Annotated in this window: 18 protein-coding genes; 8 read left to right on the top strand and 10 right to left on the bottom strand. The window is 66.4% G+C overall.

Annotation, left to right across the window (positions count from 1 at the left end):
• Positions 1-53 precede the first annotated feature (53 nt).
• Positions 54-1,004: a trypsin-like peptidase domain-containing protein gene (locus tag KF724_10605; protein MBX3356130.1), complete on the top strand. Its 951-nt coding sequence runs from the start codon at positions 54-56 to the stop codon at positions 1,002-1,004.
• A gap of 22 nt (positions 1,005-1,026) precedes the next feature.
• Positions 1,027-2,844 carry a hypothetical protein gene (locus tag KF724_10600; protein ID MBX3356129.1) on the top strand — a complete coding sequence of 606 codons (1,818 nt, stop codon included), beginning with the start codon at positions 1,027-1,029 and terminating at the stop codon, positions 2,842-2,844.
• On the opposite strand, the gene KF724_10595 is transcribed toward KF724_10600, so the two are convergent.
• The 3 genes from KF724_10595 to pheT are packed head-to-tail and all read right to left on the bottom strand — an operon-like array spanning position 2,807 to position 6,440.
• A complete protein-coding gene (locus tag KF724_10595) occupies positions 2,807-3,721 on the bottom strand; it encodes an alpha/beta fold hydrolase (protein ID MBX3356128.1) in 915 nt (304 codons plus the stop codon). The genes KF724_10600 and KF724_10595 overlap by 38 nt on opposite strands.
• A complete protein-coding gene (locus KF724_10590) occupies positions 3,721-4,377 on the bottom strand; it encodes a cyclodeaminase/cyclohydrolase family protein (GenBank protein MBX3356127.1) in 657 nt (218 codons plus the stop codon). The genes KF724_10595 and KF724_10590 overlap by 1 nt, the downstream gene beginning before the upstream one ends.
• Positions 4,374-6,440: a phenylalanine--tRNA ligase subunit beta gene (gene pheT / locus KF724_10585; GenBank protein MBX3356126.1), complete on the bottom strand. Its 2,067-nt coding sequence runs from the start codon at positions 6,438-6,440 to the stop codon at positions 4,374-4,376. The genes KF724_10590 and pheT overlap by 4 nt, the downstream gene beginning before the upstream one ends.
• Positions 6,441-6,484: 44 nt before the next feature.
• Between pheT and KF724_10580 the strand changes: the two genes are divergently transcribed.
• From KF724_10580 to KF724_10570, 3 genes are read left to right on the top strand one after another with little or no spacing between them, the layout of a single operon-like run.
• Positions 6,485-7,123 carry a hypothetical protein gene (locus KF724_10580; protein MBX3356125.1) on the top strand — a complete coding sequence of 213 codons (639 nt, stop codon included), beginning with the start codon at positions 6,485-6,487 and terminating at the stop codon, positions 7,121-7,123.
• Positions 7,120-7,797 (top strand): hypothetical protein, encoded by a 678-nt coding sequence (locus KF724_10575; protein MBX3356124.1) that lies wholly within the window; start codon positions 7,120-7,122, stop codon positions 7,795-7,797. The genes KF724_10580 and KF724_10575 overlap by 4 nt, the downstream gene beginning before the upstream one ends.
• Positions 7,794-9,608 (top strand): Hsp70 family protein, encoded by a 1,815-nt coding sequence (locus KF724_10570; protein ID MBX3356123.1) that lies wholly within the window; start codon positions 7,794-7,796, stop codon positions 9,606-9,608. Before KF724_10575 ends, KF724_10570 begins: the two co-directional genes overlap by 4 nt.
• A 96-nt stretch (positions 9,609-9,704) precedes the next feature.
• On the opposite strand, the gene KF724_10565 is transcribed toward KF724_10570, so the two are convergent.
• On the bottom strand, positions 9,705-10,643 hold the full coding sequence (locus KF724_10565) for a hypothetical protein (GenBank protein ID MBX3356122.1): 939 nt from the start codon (positions 10,641-10,643) through the stop codon (positions 9,705-9,707).
• A 129-nt stretch (positions 10,644-10,772) separates the two neighbouring features.
• On the opposite strand from KF724_10565, the gene speA reads away from it, so the two are divergent.
• The gene (speA, locus tag KF724_10560; protein MBX3356121.1) at positions 10,773-12,788 is read left to right on the top strand and encodes a biosynthetic arginine decarboxylase; all 2,016 of its coding nucleotides are present in this window, start codon (positions 10,773-10,775) and stop codon (positions 12,786-12,788) included.
• Between the two features lie 6 nt (positions 12,789-12,794).
• Here speA and KF724_10555 read toward each other — a convergent pair whose 3' ends face one another.
• The 4 genes from KF724_10555 to KF724_10540 are packed head-to-tail and all read right to left on the bottom strand — an operon-like array spanning position 12,795 to position 17,648.
• Positions 12,795-14,738, bottom strand: coding sequence for a hypothetical protein (locus KF724_10555; protein ID MBX3356120.1), 1,944 nt, complete (start codon positions 14,736-14,738; stop codon positions 12,795-12,797).
• 18 nt (positions 14,739-14,756) lie between these two features.
• A complete protein-coding gene (locus KF724_10550; GenBank protein ID MBX3356119.1) occupies positions 14,757-15,992 on the bottom strand; it encodes a hypothetical protein in 1,236 nt (411 codons plus the stop codon).
• 10 nt (positions 15,993-16,002) lie between these two features.
• Entirely contained in the window at positions 16,003-17,064 is a 1,062-nt protein-coding gene (locus KF724_10545) for a deoxyhypusine synthase family protein (protein MBX3356118.1), read from the bottom strand.
• Positions 17,065-17,087: 23 nt separating this feature from the next.
• Positions 17,088-17,648 (bottom strand): DUF308 domain-containing protein, encoded by a 561-nt coding sequence (locus KF724_10540; protein ID MBX3356117.1) that lies wholly within the window; start codon positions 17,646-17,648, stop codon positions 17,088-17,090.
• Between the two features lie 137 nt (positions 17,649-17,785).
• Here KF724_10540 and KF724_10535 point away from each other — a divergent pair, with 137 nt between their 5' ends.
• Together KF724_10535 and KF724_10530 are read left to right on the top strand one after the other, a co-directional pair.
• Positions 17,786-18,658 carry a UDP-2,3-diacylglucosamine diphosphatase gene (locus KF724_10535; GenBank protein MBX3356116.1) on the top strand — a complete coding sequence of 291 codons (873 nt, stop codon included), beginning with the start codon at positions 17,786-17,788 and terminating at the stop codon, positions 18,656-18,658.
• Positions 18,580-19,842 carry a hypothetical protein gene (locus KF724_10530; GenBank protein MBX3356115.1) on the top strand — a complete coding sequence of 421 codons (1,263 nt, stop codon included), beginning with the start codon at positions 18,580-18,582 and terminating at the stop codon, positions 19,840-19,842. Before KF724_10535 ends, KF724_10530 begins: the two co-directional genes overlap by 79 nt.
• On the opposite strand, the gene KF724_10525 is transcribed toward KF724_10530, so the two are convergent.
• Both KF724_10525 and KF724_10520 read right to left on the bottom strand, forming a co-directional pair.
• Positions 19,757-20,491, bottom strand: coding sequence for a GNAT family N-acetyltransferase (locus KF724_10525; GenBank protein ID MBX3356114.1), 735 nt, complete (start codon positions 20,489-20,491; stop codon positions 19,757-19,759). The two genes, KF724_10530 and KF724_10525, sit on opposite strands and share 86 nt — an antisense overlap.
• A complete protein-coding gene (locus tag KF724_10520; GenBank protein MBX3356113.1) occupies positions 20,481-21,755 on the bottom strand; it encodes a DUF481 domain-containing protein in 1,275 nt (424 codons plus the stop codon). The genes KF724_10525 and KF724_10520 overlap by 11 nt, the downstream gene beginning before the upstream one ends.
• Positions 21,756-21,798 lie beyond the last annotated feature (43 nt).

Here is a 21,798-nt window from a genome sequence, read left to right as displayed (position 1 = left end):
GCGGGAGGGGGAACGCTTATAGTAACGCTCTTGCACTCCCGAGGATCCACACCATGTTCGAGGCCTTGATCGTTGCCGTGGCGCTTGGCGCCGTCACTGAGGACGCCAAGGATGTCGTCACCCTCAAGAGCGGGGCCGTCGTCCAAGGTCAGATCCTGAAGCGCACGGATCGCCGGGTCTGGGTGGACATCGGTCCCGATGTCGTGGTTCTCGAACTTGAAGATGTCGGCGACATCGTCACCGCGGCGCCGGCGCAGGCCGCCGAGGTGGCTGCGGAGGATCTCTTCTTCGTGGCGGTGAACTCGCCCACCATGTCGCCCAAGGAGCACGCGAAGATCATCGGCCCATCGGTCATCAAGGTGCGGACACCGAGCGGTCTCGGCTCAGGTGTCATCATCAATCGCGAAGGCCACGCCATCACCAACGCCCATGTCGTGCAGGGCGAGACCAAGCTTCAGGCGACGGTCTGGTTCCCCGAGGCCGACGGTTCGCTGACGCGCCGCGATATTGACGATGTGGAACTGATCGCGGTGAACAACGAAATGGACCTGGCGCTCGTACAGCTTCCAGTAGTGCCGGGCCGCACCTATGTCCCCGCGCCACTCGAACGCGAGGAGCGCCTCGAGATCGGTCAGCCGGTCTTCGCGATCGGAAATCCTCTCGGGCTCGAGCGCACGCTGACCCAGGGCGTGATCAGCACGCCGCGTCGCAGCATGGGTGGACGAACCTATATCCAGACGGACACGCCCATCAACCCGGGAAACAGCGGTGGCCCGCTCTTCAACACCCGCGGCGAAGTGATCGGCATCACCAATATGAAGCTCATGTTCGGCGAGAACATGGGTTTCGCGATCCCCTCGCGATATGTGAAGGACTTCCTGCGCAATCGCGAGGCCTTCGCCTACGACAAGCGGAACCCGAACTCCGGTTACAAGTACCACGAGCCGCCCTCGAGAACGCGAGCAGGCGTGCCCCCGATGCTTCGAGATGGCAGCGGTTCCTGATCGCCGATTTCAAGACACTCCCATGAACTCACACACCCCCTTCGTTGCTGCGCACCGCGCGGCTTCCCGCTCGCGTCGTGCCTCGGTCGCGCTCGCGCCAGCAGCGCTCCTGATGGTGTTCGCCCATGGCCCGGCGCAGGCGGACGACTCGGTGTCCATCCGCACGATCGCGCCGTCGCGCAGCTTCGTGCTGGTGATGGCCGATGACATCCGGGGCTCGGTGGAGCGCTTCCAGCGCACACCGCTCTTTGCGCTCTGGCAGAGCGAGACGGTCCAGCGAGCGGTCGCCGATGACTGGAAGGAGTTCAAGGATGGTCTCACCGACCGTCTCAAGGAACTCGAGCTTCCCGAGGACACGCTGAGTTGGCCCGTGAGTGGAGGTCTTGCCGGGTACCTCGATCGCAACGAGGAGCTCGATGTCCTCGAGTCGACCTTCATGGGTGTCTTCGACTGGGGTGATGGCGCCGAGAAGATGGAAGCGTTCTTCGAAGCGAACATCAAGGAGATTGAGAAGCAGTCGCCTGACCGCGTGACGCGTCGCGATGTGCGAGGTCGCAAGGCGATCATCATTGATCTCCCGCAGCAGGGTGGAGGCTCCGGCCCGTCACCGCTCGGTCCGAACCCCATGGATGAACTCGGGGCGGTCGAGCGCATCGCCTATGTGCGCGATGGCGCGAGGTTCGTCTTCGCGTCCACCTTTGATGGACTTGAGGATGCGCTCGCGAACATTGATTCGCCGCCCAAGAACCTCGTGACCGACCAGGAGGATGCCCGGGATGCCCTCACGCAACTCGGCAAGGGCGATGTGCAGATTCTGCTCCGCACCGGACCGCTTCAGCCGCTCGTCCAGGAGGCGGGCGGCGGCATGATGGCGATGGCGTCGCCGCTGCTCACCCAGCTCTTTGGCGACATTCAGGCCTACGGCGGCTCGCTGACTTTCGATGGCTCGATTGGCCAGATCGACGGGGCCGTGTCCATCTTCTCGCCTGGGGGACGCAAGGGTCTGCTTTCGCTGTTGAGCACCGCCTCGCCGGGCGCGGCACCGGCGGTCGTTCCGACCGATGCCATTGGCTACGGCCGGATGAACATTGCCTTTGCGGATCTGATGAAGGTGGTCGATGGCACGGTCGCCAGTCTTCCTGAAATGTATGCGCAGGAGATCGAGCCGATGCTTCAGGCCTACGGCCCGGTGCTTCGAAGCGCCTTCGCGGCGCTGGGACCGGACCTCCATGTGTTCACCTCCGTCTCCACGCCCGCCGATGATGACGGCCAGTCGAACACGATCGCGCTTGCGTGCAGCGATGAGCAAGCGGTGCTGCCGCTCATCAACATGTTCGCCCCGATGGTTGGCATGCAGAGCCGCGACTTCCTCGGCCAGACGATCTTCACACTCGACGACTTCTCCGTCGGCTTTGGTGGCGGCTTCATGCTGATTGGTCAGACGCCCAAGGTGGAGCAGGCGCTGCGCAGCACGGCGCAGGGCGGCGGCGGTCCCATCCAGTCCCCCGCGGAGAAGGCGGCCATGTCGCTCCTTCCGTCGCGGCCGCTGGTCGGATGGGGCTGGTTCGACACCGTCGCCGGCTTCGAGGTCACACGCCAGGCCCTCATGGCTTCCGATGGGAAGTCGGAAGTGCTCGACTTTGTCGACGAACGCGGTCGCGTCGTCAGCGAGGTCGTCGGCGTCGAACTCCCGACCAAGATGATCGACACCCTGCGGAAGATGGATCCCGAGTTCATCTCGCAGTTCGTCGGCCCCCAGCTCTGGGATTTCGCCGCGGACAATCGGGGCCTCGTCTATCGCTTCAGCTTCCTTCGCCCGACGAAGGCTTCGTCACCCTGACGAGTGCGTCGACGACCAACTTCGCGTAGCGCTCCGGTTCGGCGGTGCCCGGTTCCGCGTGGTCGCTTCCAGGCAGCAGGTGAGAGGTTCCTCGGCCCTCGGGCACCCGCGCGGCGATCGCTCGACCATCCTGGGCTGGCGAGATGAGGTCACTCTCGGCCGAGATCACCGTGAGCGGAACCAGGAGCCCAGCCGCCGCGTCGGTCAACGCATCATCGCGCACGCCAAGAGTGCGGAGCACCATGAGCGAGGGGCGCACGAGGAGCGCGGATGGCAGCCCCCTCAGCGTCAGTCGAGCCGAGATTGGCGTGCGCACGCGGTTGTAGGGGGCGAGCGCGATCACGGCCCGGATCGCCGGTGAGCGGAGCGCTGCGCGGACCGCGATACCGGCCCCCATCGAGTGGCCGATCACGACGATCGGTGGAGCGCCAGCATCGAGCGCGCCGCGCTCGTTGAGGAGTGCGATGAGGTCATCGGCCTCAATCGAGCCGAGGCGGGTCAGCCCTCGCGCTTCGCCATGGCCGCGAAGATCGGGAAGGAGAACGCGCGAGGCGTGGGGGAGGACGAGGGGCGCGCGTCGCAACGAATCCCAGCGCGAGCGCCCCCATCCGTGCACGATGACGACGAGTGGACCCGCGGGGGCCAATCCCTCGAGATCCCAGCATGGGACTTCAAGACCAATGGAGAGTCGCGCATGATGCAGCCGAAAGCGGCCCTTCATGTCTGGCAACTCCTCGGGGTCGGCGGGGCTGCCCATCGTGAGGGCCCACGCGAGCGTGCGTCGACGCGGTCGCAGTGCTTCGAGGGCGACGCCCATCACCGCGAGAAGCCATGCGAGGAGTGCTCCGATCAGGATGAGTGTGACGACGCCGAACATCACGATCGCGCCGCGGCGCGCTCAAGGGCCGCATCCAGCGATGCTCGCGCCGCCAAAGCCCGCGCGAGGGCGGCGCCGCTCGCGCGATCAACGCTCTCCCGATCACTCGCCAGCAGCGAGAGATTCGCGCGGATGTTCAAGGCGCCTCCTTCGGCGGCGGCATGCGCGAGCGCACCTGCCACGCCGAGGTCACTGCGAAGCATGGGCGCGGTGATCGGCACGAGGCTGCTCACGCGCTCGAGAAGCTCCGCTGCGGAGTCGAGAATCTCCCGTGGTGGGACGATTGCGGAGCGGGCCGCTTCGGCAATGCGTGACGCGCGGGTTGGATCATCCTTCGGCAACGCCATGGCCGCGTTGAGACGCGCGTAGGCGGAGGCATCATCATCGGCCAGTTGCACCGCGTGGCGACGCTGCTGTTCGAGCGCGCGCCGGGCCTCTTCGAGCGCCGTCTGATGGGCCGCCAGTGAGGCCTTGCCGAGGGAGTAGGCGACCACCATCGCCGCGAGCGCCGAACCTTGCGCAAGCGCGAGCGCCGCGGCGGCGCCGCCGCCCGGAACAGGCGTCTTCGCCGCGAGCGCCTCGATGAACGCCTCGACAGTCATCGCCGCGACTCCGGCGGGTGCCGCGGAAGAGTGGCCCGGCCCGCTGGTGGTCACGCCCGCAGCTCCGCGCGGTGGTCCCTGCTGAGCGCGGCGACGATCGTCGCCACGGCGCCGTCGGCCTCCTCGCGCTTCATCGTGCGAGCGGGGTCCCGGAAGTGGAGACGCATCGTGACGCTCTTGCGCCCCGCGGTCTGCGCACCGCGATAAGTCCCAACAAACGCCAACGATTCGAAGCGAGGCGCCTTCGCCTCGATGACCGTCCGGGCCAGCGCCTCCCATGGCGTCCCCTCGTCGACGAGGATCGAGAGATCGCGCTCGATCGCCGGGAACGCAGGCATCGGCTGCGCGATGACCTCGGCGGGGTAGTTGTCCATGAATCGCCGGATCTCGAGTTCGGCGGCAACTACGGCGACATCGAGTCCGCACGCCTGCTGCACCGCCGCGGTGACGATGCCCGCCACTCCCACGCGCTCGCCGTTCCAGAGAATCGCCGCGGCGGGAGCGAGCGCCGGTGCAGGCGAGATTGCGTCCGCATGCTCCGCTCGGACCTCGACGCGTACACCGCTTCCAAGCAGTCGTGTCGCCAGTCTCTCGACCACGCCCCGCAATCGTCGGAATCCGGCGGTCGCGGTCGACTCCGTCAAGGGTCGTCCCGGTTCACCCGCGTCAAGCACCATGCCGAGAACCTCGCGCTCACGATGCTCGGTGCCTTCGAGGTGAAAGGCCGATCCGAACTCGAAGAGATCAAGCGGCGAGACGCCTGCATCGGCGTTGCGCTTGCGCACCTGGAGAAGACTGGGAATCACGCTGGGGCGGAGGATCGGCTCGCCCCCGGCCCGCTCATCATCGACGCGAAGCGGCGCATGCTGTGGCGGGAGGAAGGCCGCCGCGAGTCGCTCGGAGATCAGCGTGTGCGTGACGGTCTCGACAGCTCCAGCGCCGACCAGCATCGCCCGAACGGCGCGCTTCGCCATGATGAACGGCTGGGTTGCGCTCGGACGAACTTCGATCCGCTCCTGCACGGGGAGCGCGTCGAGTCCGTGGGTGCGCGCGAGCTCCTCGATCAAGTCCACTTCCCGCTCGATGTCGATGCGGCGCGGGGGAATGGTGCACTCGATTCGATCACCTCGCTCGACCGGTGCGAGTTCGAGCGCTTCGAGCAGTTCCAGCATCCGGCCCGTGCCAAGGTCGATCCCCAGCAGGGATCTCGCCCGGGCCGGGCGGATGGACACCGTTCGGGTCGCCGGTGCTGGCGCGCCCGCCTCGACCACCCCGAGTTCGAGCGTTCCACCGGCCGTCTCCAAGATCAACGCCGCAAGCCGCGCCGCGGCGGCATCGATGTCCATCGGATGGACCCCGCGCTGGAAGCGATAGGCGGAGTCGCTTGTGACCCGATGGCGACGCGACATTGCGCGGACCAGCGGACCGTCGAAGGTCGCGGCTTCAAGAAGCACATCCACAGTCTGCGCGGTCACCGCGGTCTCGGCACCGCCTTTCACGCCGGCGAGTGCTACGGGGCGCTCCCCATCGGCAATCACGAGATCCTCAGGAACGAGGGTGAGTGCATGCGCACCCTCTCCCAGGGGAAGAAAGCGCTCGCCAGCCTTCGCTCGGCGGACCCTGATTTCGCCACCTCGAAGCGCGGCGAGATCAAAGACATGGGTCGGCTGCCCCATCTCGAAGAGCACGAAGTTGGTGCAGTCCACCAAGTTGTTGCGCGGAATCTGGCCGATGGCGCGGAGCCGTCGCTGCATCCACTCGGGGCTGGGTGCCACTCGAACGCCCCGGATGATGCGGGCCGTGTACCGCGGACAGCCGACGGTGTCTTCGACCGTGACGCGCACGCTGTCGGAGGCCCGGCGGGGACCACCGGAGATGGTGGCACCCGGTGTCTTCAGTCGTCGTCCCGTCGCGGCGGCTATCTCACGAGCGAGGCCGAGGTGGCAGAGACAATCTCCTCGATTGCTGGTGGTCTCGATCTCCTGCGCCGTATCGCCGTCATCGAGCGGTTCCCGGCCATCGAAGGCGAGACCGACCCGGGTCAGCACGCTCGCCTGCTCGTCGGCATCGGCGTTCGGTTCGAGGTAGTCGTTGATCCAGGCGACGCTCGTTCGCATGGACGAAGGGTACCGAGGCGACCCGTCGCGTGTACCCTTCCGCCGTGGCTCCTCCGTCATCTCTGCGACATGCTGCGTCGATCGTCGCCGTGGTGCTTCTGCTGGCGGCGTGGTCGATGCCCGGCTGCGCCACCGACGAAGCGGCGCGCTCGCCCGGTGCTGTCGATGAACTCCAGCGACCTCCCGATGACTTCACGCTCGATGCGGTGATCCTGACAGGGCCGCGCGTGCCGGACCAGGGGCGCGTTGAGCTTCGACCCGGGCACTTCATTCTGCTTGCCGATGGCTCACTTCTCCATGACTCAGGTCCGAGCGTGAGCTGGTCGCAGAGGCCGGGGCGCGTCCGCATGCTCTACCAACAGCAGGTGGCCGATCTCTGGCGCCTTGCGCGCGATCTGGGCTTCACCAATCCAGCCAACGCCGACTTCACCGGGAACCCGGCGCTCGTGATTCCCGAGCGAGGCGAGACCATTCACATTCTTGCGCTCTCCGCGAATGGCGAGCGTTGGATCTTCGCTCGGAGCATGCCCGCTGGCGCCGACCCCGACCCCGCCTTTGCTCGGATCCTTCGCGCGCTTGCTGAACTGGCGTGGAGCCGGGATCCGGCGCCCGATCGCTTCCTTCCCATCCGCTATGACTTCGGTCCGAATCCCTACACGGGGTTCCGTCGGCGCGCTCCATGATTCGCAGCGTCCGAGTGAATGTGAAGCGCGATGGGCCAACGGCGCCGCGGGTCGCGTCGGATCAGCAGCGCGTGGTGCGATCGGGCGCGGTGATGCTTCTCAGCGTCGCGATGGTCATGCTGCTGATCGTCGGCGGGTGCGAGGGCCTCGGCTCATCGGATCGGCGACCGCAACGCACCGGAGGTGACTCGCTCCTCCTCTGGATCGCGAAACCTGCGGAACAGTCCTACGAACTCTTCCGCGTGACCCCCGCGGGCGATCTTGAGTATGGCGGCGGAATGGCGGCCTTCAACAGCAACACGACCTGGAGTGGCGCGATGACCGACGCCGAGATCGCCTCATTCCGGTCGCTGCTGGCCCGCACAGGCTGGTGCTACGGGTTTCCGGAGAGTGATCGGGAGAGTTCCGTTCGAGTGCGCCTTGAAGTGTGGTGCGACACGAGGCAGCGGACTTGGGAAGGTCGTGGTGAACCGAGCAGTGTGACGGAGATGCGAACCTTGCTCGAACCCATTGCGAGGCGCCGATTTGACGCGGCGCTCGAGCGCTTGCCCGAGGCTTCCGATCGAAGGTCGATGACGATCGGCACTCCGCGACCGGAGGAGCGCCGCGCGGCACCGCCATCCTCGGGTGATGGCGCCGGGACGGGAGCCGAGCCTTCGGAGCCGAATCCGTGAGTGAGCGAGGTCCGTGCGTCGGCATCGATCTCGGCACGACTCATTCGCTGGTGGCGATCTGCGATGAGCGCGGCCCGCGTGCGCTGAGCGATTCGGAAGGCCGCTCGCTGCTGCCATCGGTCGTGCGATTCGAATCGGGCCAGGCGCCGCTGGTCGGGTGGCCAGCACGCGACGACCCCGATCCGCCGCCCGAGAGCGTCACGATCGCCAGTTCCAAGCGCTTCATGGGGCGCAGCGAATCGGAGAGCCGCGCCCTTGCGGCGGATCTTCGATTGGCCCTTGCGGAGGGACCTCGTGGAATCGCCGCGTTCGCCACGCCCGACGGCGTTCGGACACCGCAGGAAGTGGCGGCGCGCATTCTTGACGCGCTGCGGACGATCGCCGAGCGGGAACTCGGCGCGACGGTTCGGCGCGCGGTGATCACGGTCCCTGCGTACTTCGATGACGCGCAGCGAAAGGCGACGCGCGATGCGGCACGGCTGGCGGGTCTCGAGGTCGAGCGCATCGTCAACGAGCCCACGGCGGCGGCGCTCGCCTATGGGCTCGATCGTCGGCAGGGGGAGACCGTCGCGGTCTTCGACCTCGGCGGCGGGACCTTCGACATTTCTCTGCTGCGCATTGAACATGGGGCCGAGGATGGCGCGCTCTTCGAAGTGCTTTCGACCGCAGGTGACACGCGCCTTGGCGGCGATGACTTCGACCGCGCGCTTGAGTCACTTGTGCCCGGTGCAAGCGAGGCGAGTCCGGCCGAGGCTCGCAGGCTGCGGCGCGAGGCGGAGCGTGTCAAGCGACTCCTTTCGGAGATGGACGAAGCGCTCTTTCGATCGGGACTTGGGAAGAACGGCGAGGAAGTCGTCATTCGCCGGGAGGACTTTGAGAGAGCGGTCGAGCCGCTGCTTGAGCGCGTGGCGCAGTGCTGTCGCCGTGCCCTCGAAGACGCGGGCAGGCCTGCCATCGATCGCGTCGTCATGGTGGGCGGCATGACGCGCATGCCTGCGGTCCGCCGCACCGCGGCAGGGCTCTTCGGGATCGAACCTTACATCGCGCTCGATCCCGACCAGGTCGTGGCGCTCGGTGCGGCGGTGCAGGCTGCGATCGTTGACGGCGCGCGGCGCGATCTTCTGCTGCTCGATGTCATTCCGCTCTCGCTCGGCATCGAGACGCGCGGCGGGGGAGTCGCGAAACTTCTGATGCGAAACAGCACGGTGCCCACCCGCGCCGTCGAGCGCTTCTCGACGAGCGTCGACGGCCAGACCTCCGTCCTGATCCATGTCCTTCAGGGCGAGCGGGAACTGGTCCGTGATTGCCGGTCGATCGCTCGCTTCGATCTGCGAGGCATTCCGCCCATGCCCGCGGGCATTCCGCAGATCGAGGTCGAGTTCCTCGTCGATGAGAATGGCGTGCTCACCGTCAGCGCGGTGGAGCGTCGAAGCGGGCGCCGCGCCGGGGTCCAGGTGGTTCCGAGTTGCGGCCTGACTGCTGATGAAGTGGAACAGATGGAGGTCGAGAGCGTGCTCCACGCCAGGGATGACATGCGAAGGCATCGGCTGATCGATCTCGCGGTCAACGCTCGGCTCGACCTCAAGTGGATCGCCGATGCGCTCGATCGCGTCCGATCGCGCCTTGAGCCGGCGTATCTCGCGCAGCTTGAACAGGCCATGACCGAAGTTCAGTCGCTGGTTGACGCGGTGGAGCGCGGAAGCCTTGAGACGGTCGATCCCGATCGATTGCACCAAGCGAAGGAGGCGCTCGACCGGACCAGCGTGCGGATGCACGAGATCGCGATCACCGAAAGCCTGCGCGACGCCTGACCTCGATTCGGCGCCTGATCTCGACTCAGACGCTGGACCTTGGCTCAGACGCCTGATCTTGACTCTGTCGCCGGACCTCGGCTTCGACGCGGGACCTCAACCGTCGGACGCGGGTGTCGCCGAATCGCCCACACCCTCGCCCTCCCCCTCACCCTTCGCGGCGGGGGCGCACGCTTCCTCGCGGATCTTGGCCGCCTCTTCCGGGCGACCCGTCCGCTCGAGCGCCGCCGCGAGCGCGTCGCCCGCCTTCTGTCGAAGGGCCGGCGGGTCGGTCCGCTTGAGCTTCGACCACGCAAGGCGCGCATGCCCAAGCCCGCTGTCGGGAGTCTTCAACTGGTGCCGCGCTTCCGCGCACAGCAGGGCCTGTTCGATCTCATCGGTACGGAGTTGCAGCCGTGCGGAGAGGTCCATCGCCCGGATGCTGGTATCGCTGGCGGCCTGCCACTCGCCGAGGGCGAAGTTCGCTTGGGCGAGTCCGCGGAGGGACATCTGCATACCCCAGGCATCACCCAGCGGCTCCGCGAGGTCCAGGGACTGCTGGAAGAAGTCGCGGGCCGACTCACTCCGGCCGTCGCGCAGCGCCCGTGCGCCCGAGCGGTACGCCTGCTGACCCGCCCGGAAGTTCCGACGCTCGGCGTCGCTCCAACTGGCGAAGTTGGCGGCATACTCCCCGAAGATGGGATCCCGGAATGCTTCGCTGGCCAGTTGTCCGAAGCGGAGGCCCTTCCGCATCTCCTTCATCACATCTTCATAGGCCGCCCTCTGCTCCATCATCTTCATGGCTGTTTCGAGGTGGTTGTCGAAGAAGGCGAGCACCTGCTCGGGGTGGCGACGGAAGCTCTGGGTGATCAGCGCCGTGTCGCCATCGTCGAGCCATCGCTCCAGTCGGGCGGGGGCCAATCCGGGTTCAGCGCCGGCCGGCGCCTGAGCCGAGGCGGTGCCGGTCAGCAGCAGGAGTGTGAAGGTCACCGGAAGCCACCGTGGAGCGGATCGTGGCGTCAACAAGGCCATCGAAGGGAGGGTGAAGAGTCGCATGCGTGTCAGACTACCGCACTGAAGTCGCTTCCATTTTGGCGCGGTACGCCTATATTGATTGTTCACGCACTCCCGGTGGTCACATGAGAAGGCGGTGTGCCTTCGGTCCGGGCAGGAGACGCTCCGACGATGACAACGCACCATGTTCCCTCGACCGAACCGCAGGCCGGCAGCGCTGCGGCGGGTTCAGCGCAGCGCCAGCGCTCGCCTCGAAATGGCATCGAGCCCGGCTGGACCGTCGAGGACTCGATCGACCTTTACAACATGCGCGGCTGGGGCAAGGGATTCTTCGACGCGAACGAGCGCGGGCATGTCGTGGTTCGGCCGACGCGTCAGCCGGGGCGCGAGATCGATCTCTTCGAAGTGGTCAAGGGAATCCAGGATCGCGGTCTCAAGACGCCGGTGCTCCTGCACTTCTCCGACCTGCTCTCGCGGCGACTGAACGATCTGCACGACGCATTTCAGACGGCCATTCGCGAGCAGAACTTCAAGGGGGGCTACATCGGCGTCTATCCGATCAAGGTGAATCAGCAGCGCCGCGTGGTGGAAGAGGTGCGGCAGTATGGCAGCCCGCTGGGCTTCGGACTCGAAGTGGGAAGCAAGCCGGAACTGCTCGCCGTGCTGGGCATGACGAGCGATGCTCCCGAGCGCCTCATCATCTGCAACGGCTTCAAGGAGGAGCGCTACATCGAGTTCGTCACGCTGGCTGGAAAGCTCGGGCGTACCATCATTCCGGTCATCGAGAATCTCACTGAGCTCAAGCTCATCGTGGAGCTCGCCGAGCGTTACATGATCATGCCTCGCATCGGCGTGCGCGTGAACCTCTCGGCCCCGGGAGCGGGACGCTGGCGCCACAGTTCCGGCGCCAAGGCGAAGTTCGGCCTCTCCCTGAGCGAAGTGCTCGAGGTGCTCGACTTCCTCAAGAGCCGCGGGATGCAGGATTGCCTTCAGCTCCTGCACTGCCACATGGGCAGCCAGATTCACGACATTCGTCAGGTCAACGCGGGAGTGAGCGAGCTCGCCCGCGTCTATGTGCAGCTCGCCAAGCTCGGGGCAGGCATGAAGTACATCGATGTCGGGGGGGGCCTCGGCATCGACTACGACGGGACTCAGTCGAGCTTCGAGTTCTCGACCAACTACACGCTGCCTGAGTACGCGACGAATGTTGTCTACAAGATCATGTCGATCTGCGACGAGGAGGGGGTGGCGCATCCCACGATCGTGACCGAGAGCGGCCGCGCGATGGTCGCCCAGCAGAGCGTGCTCGTCTTCGATGTGCTCGGTGCGAATCGGCTCGATCGCTTCACGGTGCCTGCGGAGCTCCCTGCGGCGCCGAAGGGCGATGAACTGCCGCGACCGCTCATCGAGCTCTTCGATGTCTATCGCAATGTCTCGGAGCGAAGGCTTCTCGAGCACTACCACGACATTCTCGACGCCCGCGACGAGGCGATGCGCTCGTTCTCGCTGGGGTACATGTCACTGGAGCACCGCGCCCTCTGCGACCGCATCTTCTGGGCCACGGCGGCCAAGATCCGCGACAAGGTGCGCGAGCTCGAGGAGGTTCCCGAGGAGCTCGACGACCTCGAGAGTGTTCTGAGCGACACCTACTTCTGCAATCTCTCGATCTTCCAGAGCCTTCCCGACATCTGGGCCATTCACCAGCTCTTCCCGATCGTGCCGATTCACCGCCTGTCCGAGCGGCCGACTCGACGCGCGACGCTCGCCGACATCACCTGCGACTCCGACGGCCGCATCGATCGATTCGTCGACGATCACGACATCAAGCGCTTCGTCGAGCTGCACGACTTCCGCGAGGGCGAGGAGTATCTGCTGGGCGCCTTCCTGGTGGGCGCCTATCAGGAGACGCTCGGCGATCTCCACAACCTCTTCGGCGACACGCATGCGGCGCATGTCAAGCTCGACGAGCATGGGCAGTGGTGGATCGACGAGATCATCGAGGGTGACTCGGTCCGCGAAGTGCTCAGCTATGTTCAATACGATGTGAACAAGCTGCTTGCGGAGATTCGTCGCGAGTGCGAACGGGCCGTGCGCACCAAGCAGATGAGCGTCGCCGAGAGCGCCCAGCTCGTTCGGGCCTACGAGAGCGGGCTCGCGGGCTACACCTACCTTGAAAAGCGCGATTGAGTCGGCTCACGGCGCCGCGGCTGCGGCCCGGAGCGCGTCGCGAAGATCGGTGTCGAGGTCGTCAGCGAAGCGGCGAAGACCCTCGCGGATGCCGCGCCGGAAGCGCTCCTGTGTGCTGGCCGCGCGTTCGCGGTTCAAGCGTCGCAAGTCGTCGATGGGCACGAAGGGGTTGATCGTGCGCTGAAAGCGCTGGGTGCTCTCTCGAATCGGGGCGCTCAGTGGACCGGCGCAGGTGGCGCGACCGGCGGCGTCGATCGCATTGCGTCGGGTCACGAGCGCGTTGAGGCCATCCTCCGAAGTGAGCGCCGTGGTCGCGTCGAGTGCGGCGACGAGCGCCGGGATCTGCGCAAGGAAGTCATCCAGATCGGAGAAGACGGGGGGAGGAGTGCGCGACCATGGCTTGAGTTCTTCTTCGAAGAAGACGAGCGGACTTCGGCTGAGGACCCTGTCGACGCGGTCGATTGCTTCGAGCACTCTCGTGCAGCGGGCTGCATCCCAGCGCGACGCGGAGCCGCTGCTGGCGGCCAATTGAAGAGCCTTCTGAAGCTGGGCGACTTGCTCCACCAAGGCTCCCATCTGAGCGGCGATCTGCCTCCGCTCAGCCTCGATCACCGCGAGCGCCTTGGCGGACGGCGTCTGAGGAGTGGCTGGCTCCCGGGAGTCGTCAGGTTGTGGTGCGCCGGCGGGTGGAGTCGATGGCTTCGGCACAGGGGCCGGAGTGCTTGCGGGCGCTCCGCTCGGTAACGCAGGCTGTTCGGGGGGCGCCGCTCCGTCGGGCGGACGGGACTCGGGAGGTGGTAGGACAGAGGGCGTTGGAGACGGGGAAGCTTCGGGTGCTGCGGTGCCGCCCGACGAGCGAGTTGCAGGACGCGAAAGTGCTCTCGCTCGCAACGATTCGCGCGACTGGACGATCGCTTCAGGTTCGCTTCCTTCATCGGTGCTCGCCTGCGGTGCGGCCTGCTGGCCCGGTGGCACCGAATCTCTCGCATCGCGAAGGAAGAGCAGCGTGATCACCAGACCGAGACACACGCCCGTGATGATCACGGCGGCTGCGATCGAGAGCGCCATCACCTTGCCTGACGAGCGAGTGACTCGGCGGTGGGGAGCAGATTCAAAGATGGTTGACGCCCCCGGCGCTGGTACGGCCCGTTCATCGGAGGCGGGCTCGTTCTGCACCGTGAGCATCCACTTCAACAACTCGCCTCCCCGGAGTTTCGCAATGGGCGGAAGCACCCGGATGGCCGCGGCGTTCACCGCAAGGAAGTGCACGATTTCGTGGGCTGGAGGAGTCTCCAGGTCCGGCATGAGAATCGTGCGTCGACTTCGATCAACGGCGCCGACGCCCGTCACAAGATCAGGGTCACCGGCAAGCGACAGCACCCGCAGGCCCCAGCGCACCTGCGCGAGATCCTCCGAGGCGAGCACGCGCACCAGGTTGATCAGGTCCCGCCGATGCGCTTCGCTGTCAGGAAGCAGCACCGTCGGACGCTTGTGATCAAGCGCATCGAGGTAGGCGTCAACCAGTCGCAGGGTTCGGGGGCCGATGGTCGGCGGCGCACTCCTCGGCGGGTGGGCCAAGGCGAGCACGCGCGCCTCCTCGAAGCGCTCGCGGGCCCAGAGCTCAGGTCGTTGCAGGATCTGCTCGAGGTCGCCCCGGACCAGGTGCTCGTAGTCCGGAAGCGGACAGAGCAGGGTGCGCATGTCCAGCGTGGCGCGCCCGGCATCATCCGGGCTTCCCTGAAAGAGACGGGTGATGGCGCAGCGACCGCTCGGGAGAGGTCGAACGAGCACGGCGGGCTCCCGCTCCAGCGAGCGCAGGAAGTCAGGGTCGTTCGACTGCCCGTAGACGAGTGCTTCGAGCGCCCGCTGCTCCTCGCCAGTCACATCAGGACTGGCCGCACGCGTGCGGTAGCCCTGCTGAGACGCAAGGAGATGAACGCCCAATCGCATGGTCGACGCAAAGCCTCCTCAAGATGAAAGCACATACCACGCGATGAAGCCGCCGACGATGACGACGAACGCCACGAAGCTCCAGATGAGAGTCAGCACGCGCCGCTCCCGCCGCTCCGCCTCCTCTTCCGCCCGAATGGCGTCGGCCAGGAGACGGGATTGCTCGCTCTGCAGAGCTTCGCGCGACTCTTCGCGGCGAAGCCGGCCCATGCGCTCGAGACACCAGACGAGCGGCTCGATCAATCCCTCGGGTTCACCTCGAACCTGCGGCGCCGTTCGGCCCATCGGGTCGGGAATGGCTCGCACCGCTGCACACCCGAAGGCCTTCGCGCCGGGGGCCTCGCGCACCAGCGGCGGATAGTAGCGCTGGATAAAGGCGCGCAGTCCACCCGCGGCTTCGACCATGGAGCGATGAACATCGAACTTCGTGAGCACCACCGCCACCGGAACATGGGCGCCATGGTGCGTCGCACGAATGCGCCGGAGCGCCTGGATGGAACCGAAGTCCTCCTCCACGCGGTCTCCGGGGGGGGCCGAGAGGACTGAACCCGGATCGATGAGGATGATGACGGCCGCGGCGTGATCCACCTGGTCAAGCAGCGTGGCCACATCGGGACCTGAGAGTTCCTCGACGAACGCGCGGCGAAAGACCTCACCTGGGTAGTCGAGCGCCACGAGCCGCTCGCGTCCGCCGGGGTAGGAGACTTCGAGTTCAATCACGGCGCTTTCGGCGGTGGCCGCAGGCCACTGGCCGCGGGCAAGGTCATCCATGGCGCTGAGGCAGCGCAGGTGCGAGGGCCCGTTGAGGGCCTGCATCGACAGGCCGTGCGAACCGCGGAAGAGCTCGTGGTAGAGGCGCGCGAGAAAGACCGTCTTGCCGCTCGCTCGTCGGCCCAGGATGACGATCCGATCTCGAACTGCGCGATCGTCGCCCGGCTGGCTGAAGACCGAACGATCCTGCCGGATCACGGTGCCGGAGACATCGCGCTGACTGGGGCGCGGTCCCGCGCCGCTTCGCGCATCCGTTGGGGCGGCGGAAGGCGCGGGTGGTGGTGGGGGGGGACGGGAGCCTGGGCTCCGTGCTCCGCCCGGCGTGCCGCCCGGAGGCGGGATGGGTGAAGGGTCATCGTGAACCTCGATGGGGCCCGGGAAGGCGCTCTCCTCACCGAGGTCGATGAAGGTCTCATCCGGCGGGTCGCCGTCGCGCCCGATGGGATCGTCACGATGACCGTTCGATGACCCGCGCTGCGCCATCTGGCGTGACCTACATCCCCATCACATAGGCGAAGATGAGCGGGGCCACGATGGTCGCGTCGCTCTCGATCATGAAACGCGGCGTGGTCGGAGCGAGCTTCCCCCAGGTGATCTTTTCATTGGGACTGGCGCCCGAGTAGCTGCCGTAGCTTGTCGTTGAATCGCCGATCTGGCAGAAGTAGCCCCAGAGCGGCACCTTCGTGCGGCGCAGGTCCTGGTGCAACATGGGCACGACACAGATGGGGAAGTCACCGGCGATGCCGCCGCCAATCTGAAAGAAGCCGATCGGGTTCTTCGGAGCGGTCCGCTCGTAGATCTCCGCGAGCTCCATCATGTACTCGATGCCACTTCGCACGGTGTGCACATGCTTGACATCGCCCTCGATGCAATGGGCCGCATAGATGTTGCCAAGCGTGCTGTCCTCCCACCCCGGCACGATGATCGGCAACTGGCGCTCCGCGGCGGCCAGGAGCCAGGAGTTTGCGGGATCAGTGTCGTAGAACTTCTTGAGCTTGCCCGAGAGCAGGATGCGATAGAAGAACTCGTGCGGGAAGTAGCGTTCACCCGCGCGATCCGCCCGCACCCACTCATCGAGGACCGCGCGCTCCAGTCGTCGAATCGCCTCCTCCTCGGGGATGCAGGTATCGGTGACGCGGTTCAAGTGGCGCTTGTAAAGCTTCGTCTCCTCGGTCACCGGGAGTTCGCGCCAGTGGGGCACGCGCTCATAGTGGGTGTGGGCCACCAGGTTGAAGATGTCCTCTTCCAGGTTGGCCCCGGTGCAGCAGATCATGTGCACCTTGTCGCGTCGGATCATCTCCGCGAGCGAACGCCCGAGTTCCGCCGTGCTCATGGCGCCGGCGAGCGTGACGAGCATGCGCCCGCCCTTGTCGAGGTGCCGGATGTATCCGTCCGCCGCGTCAATCACCGTGGCGGCATTGAAGTGACGGAAGTGCTCGCGCATGAAGGCGCGGATGACGCCTGCACCGGCGCGGCCGCGCTCGGCGGAGGCGCTCTTCGGTCGGGAACTGGGGCGGGCGGTGCGGGTTCGGCGCGTGGTCGTGGCGGTCGGCATGTCGGAACTCGAAGTCAATCAGGTCAGGCGGCGAGTCGCCGCAGTCGAAGGGCGGCGCGGACACGGTGGGCACCGAGCAGAATGAGCTCGACACCGAAGAAGATCACGAGGACGAGAAAGGCGATGCCCGGGGAGAGAAGCATGATGGCGCCCACGATGGCGGTCAGCACGCCGTTGAGGAGCAGGACGCCCCAGTGCTCGCGCCCCGGCATGGAGAGCGCCGCGACAATCTGGAAGATGCCGCCCGCGAGTGAGAGTGCGCCGAACACCTGAACGGCGCTTCCCGCCGCAACCGCCGGCGCGAAGATTGCGCCGAAGCCGAGCAGAATGGCCAGGAACGGCCCGAGAAAGAGCAGCACCGAGCGAAGACCAACCTCGTGCAGGCGGAATGCGGTGACGAGGCCCGCTGCGCCCACCAGCACCAGAAAGAACCCGAGCCCCTGCACGAACGCCTCAAGGATCCACGGTCGCGGCAGGATCGCCCCGATGAGGAGCAGGACGCCGAGCAGCGTGAGAAGAACGCCGTCGATCAGCACCAGTTTCCAGTGGCGCGTTCGACCAGCCGCAATGACCATCGATGTCATCGAGTTGCCTCCATGGGCCGATCATACCGGGGCCCCGGACCCTTGCGCAGACTTCGCGCGGAGTGAATCTCCCCTTGGGCGACCGCTCACGGTGGGCGAGCGCCGGGTGTCGATCAATGGTCAGACCAGGAGGGCTCGTGCGAACGCGCTTCAGAACCATCTTCATCAGTGACACCCACCTCGGGACGGGAAGTGCCCGCGCGGACGACCTCGCCTTCTTCCTGAAGCGGGTCACATGTGACCGCCTCTACCTCGTGGGCGACATCATTGACATGTGGTGGCTCAGGCAGCGATGGAAGTGGCCGGCGTCGCACACGACGGTCCTTCGTCGACTGCTCAAGTTGAGTTCGAAGGGCGTGGAAATCATCTACCTGCCCGGGAATCACGATGATGCGGCCCGACCCTACGCAGGCATGGAGTTTGGCGGCATCAGGGTGGAGTTGGCGGCACAGCACGAGTGTGCCGATGGTCGGCGCCTTCTTGTCTGCCATGGCGACCACTATGACCTCGTGGTTCGCACCCGACCCTGGCTCGGAATGCTCGGGAGCGCCGGCTACGAGGTTCTGTTGCGCGCCAATCGGTTGTGGAACGCCGGCCGTCGCATGTTCGGGCTTCCCTATCACTCGCTGGCGCAGGCGGTGAAACTCCGTGTGAAGCGCGCGTGCATGTATGTCTCCCACTACGAGGAGGAGCTGCGGCGCGAGGCGGAGCGTGGAGGGTGTGATGGCGTGGTCTGCGGCCACATTCACAAGGCCGAGCTCCGCGTCGACCAGGGCCTGACCTACGCCAACTGCGGCGACTGGGTGGAGAGCTGCACGGCGCTCGTTGAACACGAGGATGGGCGTCTCGAGCTGCTCGACGGGCTTGCATTCAACGAGTCATGGCGCCGCCTGGAGGAGAGCGGCGCCGTTCCCACCGAGGATCCCGACCCATGGATCGACCCACCATTGCCCTTCCCGCTGCCCCATGTCGAGCCGTCGAAGGCGCATCGGGCGGCATCATCCTGCTGACGGCCAGTGTCGGCAGCGGACACACGCGCGCCGCGGAGGCCGTGGCGGTCGCTCTGCGCGAATCGCTCGAGGAGAGAGGTCAGTCGACTCCGGTGCGCATCGTCGATCTGCTCGATGAGAGCCCGCGGATCGTCAGCGTGGTGTGTCGGGATGCGTACCTCGGCCTCGTCCGACGCGCACCGCGCATGCTGCGTTGGCTCTACCACCGCTTCGATCGCCCCGCGGCTTCGGGCCTGCGGGGGCGCCTCCTCTGGCGGGCCCTCGGGCGAGTTCGCCGACTGGTCGATGAAAGCCGCGCGGAGACGATTGTCTCGACCCACTTCCTCGCCAGTGAACTCGTCGCGGCGATGCGCCGCGGGGGGGCGACGGTGGCGCTCAACACGGTCGTGACCGATGTCGACGCGCATGGGATGTGGATCTGGCCAGAGACGGATCGGTACTTCGTCTCCGGGGCGCGCGCGGCCGCGACGCTCGCCTCGGCGGGGGTGCCCGCGAGCAGGGTGATCGAAACGGGCATTCCCATCGATCCCGCCTTCGAGCGCCTGCCTCCAGCGCCATGGGCTCGACGCGCGCTCGGCCTCGATCATGATCGCCCGGTGATCCTCTTCTCAACCGGTGGCGCCTTCGTGGGGCCGGCGGAGCGCTGTGTCTGTGCGCTGGCGAACATCAACGGTCCCGCGCAGGTCATTGTCATCTGTGGTCACGCCGCGGCCGTCAAGCGCGACCTTCAGGCCAAGGCGGCCGATTGGCTGTTGCGGCCCGGAGTCACCCTGCGTTTCGAGGGGTTCACCGATCGCATGCACATCTGGATGGCGGCGGCCGATCTCTTCATTGGCAAACCAGGTGGGCTGTCGAGCGCCGAGTGTCGGGCTGCGGGGCTTCCCATGCTCATCACCTCGGTGATTCCCGGCCAGGAGGAGCACAACGCGGCCGAAATGATCGCCTGTGGCGCCGCCCAGCAGATACCGTCGCTCGACGCGCTGACAGAGCGCGTCAATCGCCTGCTTTGCGGTCAGGCCACGCCCTCGCTCGTCGCGATGCGTGCCGCCGCCCGCGCCTCTTCGCGCGCAGGGGCGGCCCGGCGCATCGCGGAGCTCGTCATGCACCATCGTCGCCGGCAATGGCCTGCGCTTCGGCGCGCTGATGCTCCTGCAACTGCTCCGGTGAGGCGACACGCGGGTTGACCCACTCCGTCAACGCCGCCCAGCCCCGGCTTTCGTCATCATGGGGCAGGTAGCCGCGTACGACGCCGAAGACCTTGAAGCCCTGGTGCAGATGGAACGAGAGGGTGGGATCGTGGAGTTCGCCGCGGACGACCGCGCGGACATACTGGCGTGGTGTCATGGTCGACGCATGCAGGTGATAGCCCGGCAGCCGTGAACCGCCGCGCTTGCGCAGCAGCCCGCGGCGCTTCACGACCTCGATGGCCTCGGCGGCGAGCGCATGGGCGATGCCGTGATGCTGAAGCGCGGGATCGGTCATCATGTCCGCGATGTAGAGCGTGCGTCCATGGCGCGCATCGTGATTGGCGAATGAACCACCGGCGGTGAAGGTGCTCCAAGGCGCCGTGGTTCGATAGTCATCCCATCGGATGATGAGCGACGCGAGCGTGCCCGACACCGTTCCGTGCTCCACCGACTCGGCCACCAGTTGCCCCTCGGGAAAGAGCGCATGGTGCGTCTCGAGCTCCTTCATGGTGTAGGGCCGCTCGGTGGGGTAGATCACCTGGCAGAGGCGCTCGATCGCGTCGTAATCGCGGAGTTCGAGAGGGCGGACCCGAATGGGGCTCGGCTGATGGCTGGGCGCGGAGGCCTGGGGTGGCTCAGAAGTCATATCGCACGCCAAGGTAGTAGCGCAGGTCGTTGTTGGTGCTGCCCGGTGGGACATCCGACTGGTACTCGTTCCGCAGCCCGCCCACGAAGGCAAGTCCCTGGTCATTCAGCCGAACGATCCAGTCGAGGCGAGCGAGGATCCGGTAGTCGCCGAAGTCCGTGAGACTCGGCGCAATGTTCACGCTGGCTTCGAGGGTCTGCCATGAGTTGATCCACCAGGCAAGAGCCGCCTCGCCGTAGGCCTCGGGCGTCCACTCATCGGAGGTTCCGAACTCGCGCGTTGCACCGAATCCGCCCTTGATGGTGATGGCAAGTGGCCGCTCATGAAAGATCCGGTAGCCGAACCCGGCATACCCGCTGAGTCGATGCTCCCACGCCTGGAACTGGTCGTACTGGTACTGAAGTTTGCCGAAGGCGAGCCAGTTCGTCGGGATGAAGTAGTAGTCGTAGACCGAAGTCGCGAGCAGGTTGTTGTCCGTGGTCTGGCTGTCCACGAGGCTCAGGAAGTACTCGGCGGAGGTCGTCCAGCGATCGGTCCAGGTTCGTCGAGTGAGCGTGCCCGCGACGCGAAGATCGAGTTGCGTGTCGTCAGAGTTCACCCCGGCGAGCGCCGCCTGGGCGCTCAGGAGCCACTCCACCGTGCCCGGAGGAGGCAGAGACTCGTCGGTTTCAAGCAAGTCGACACGCCCCGCCGCCCACGCTGGTCGCGGAGGGTCACCTACCTTGCGTGGGGCGCGACCCGCGGCAACCGCTTGGGCATCCGCCGGAGGCGCGAGGAGGTCAGCATCTTCGAGCAGGTCCTCCGAATCGGGCGGAACCGCTGCAAAGTCCAGACTCCCGTTCACCGTCTTCGGAGGCGGAACGACCGGGATCGACTCAACTCGGGCAACGGACGACTGGGGAACGACCAGGCGGCCAAGGATCGCGTGGGCGAGCACGAGTTCACCAGCCGTTGAATCGACGAGTGTTCCGCGCAGGACCTCGCCGGTCACAAGGTGGACCACGACCTCGTCGGATGGAGGTGCTGAAGCCTGCGGCGGATTGGCGAGAGCGGCGGAGTGCACGATCGTCATGGCCACGATTGAGGGCAGCAGGGCCCGCATGCGGGCGCAGGTGGCGCGGAACGACCGCAGCAGCGCGCCCGCGCTGCGGGAGGCGAACGACATCGACAGCATCGCGTGAAAGTATCCGATGCCAGCACGATCGCCAAGACGGCCTCGACCACCGGGGGACTGCGCGGAGCCGTGGAGCGAAATGCTCTTCACGCAAGGGCGATCGAGTGGCCCGGAGGTTCGCGGCTGGCCCGTT

The organism is Phycisphaeraceae bacterium, assembly GCA_019636735.1.
Taxonomy (GTDB): Bacteria; Planctomycetota; Phycisphaerae; order Phycisphaerales; family SM1A02; genus VGXK01.
This window is presented reverse-complemented; position numbering and strand designations above follow the sequence as displayed.

Coding starts and splice junctions, on each gene's coding strand:
- KF724_10605 (MBX3356130.1), top strand. CDS start 54: ATGTTCGAGGCCTTGATCGTTGCCGTGGCGCTTGGCGCCGTCACTGAG.
- KF724_10595 (MBX3356128.1), bottom strand. CDS start 3,721: ATGTTCGGCGTCGTCACACTCATCCTGATCGGAGCACTCCTCGCATGG.
- KF724_10525 (MBX3356114.1), bottom strand. CDS start 20,491: ATGACTTCTGAGCCACCCCAGGCCTCCGCGCCCAGCCATCAGCCGAGC.
- KF724_10565 (MBX3356122.1), bottom strand. CDS start 10,643: ATGCGACTCTTCACCCTCCCTTCGATGGCCTTGTTGACGCCACGATCC.
- KF724_10545 (MBX3356118.1), bottom strand. CDS start 17,064: ATGCCGACCGCCACGACCACGCGCCGAACCCGCACCGCCCGCCCCAGT.
- KF724_10540 (MBX3356117.1), bottom strand. CDS start 17,648: ATGACATCGATGGTCATTGCGGCTGGTCGAACGCGCCACTGGAAACTG.
- KF724_10555 (MBX3356120.1), bottom strand. CDS start 14,738: ATGCGATTGGGCGTTCATCTCCTTGCGTCTCAGCAGGGCTACCGCACG.
- pheT (MBX3356126.1), bottom strand. CDS start 6,440: ATGCGAACGAGCGTCGCCTGGATCAACGACTACCTCGAACCGAACGCC.
- speA (MBX3356121.1), top strand. CDS start 10,773: ATGACAACGCACCATGTTCCCTCGACCGAACCGCAGGCCGGCAGCGCT.
- KF724_10550 (MBX3356119.1), bottom strand. CDS start 15,992: ATGGCGCAGCGCGGGTCATCGAACGGTCATCGTGACGATCCCATCGGG.
- KF724_10600 (MBX3356129.1), top strand. CDS start 1,027: ATGAACTCACACACCCCCTTCGTTGCTGCGCACCGCGCGGCTTCCCGC.
- KF724_10530 (MBX3356115.1), top strand. CDS start 18,580: ATGGATCGACCCACCATTGCCCTTCCCGCTGCCCCATGTCGAGCCGTC.
- KF724_10575 (MBX3356124.1), top strand. CDS start 7,120: ATGATTCGCAGCGTCCGAGTGAATGTGAAGCGCGATGGGCCAACGGCG.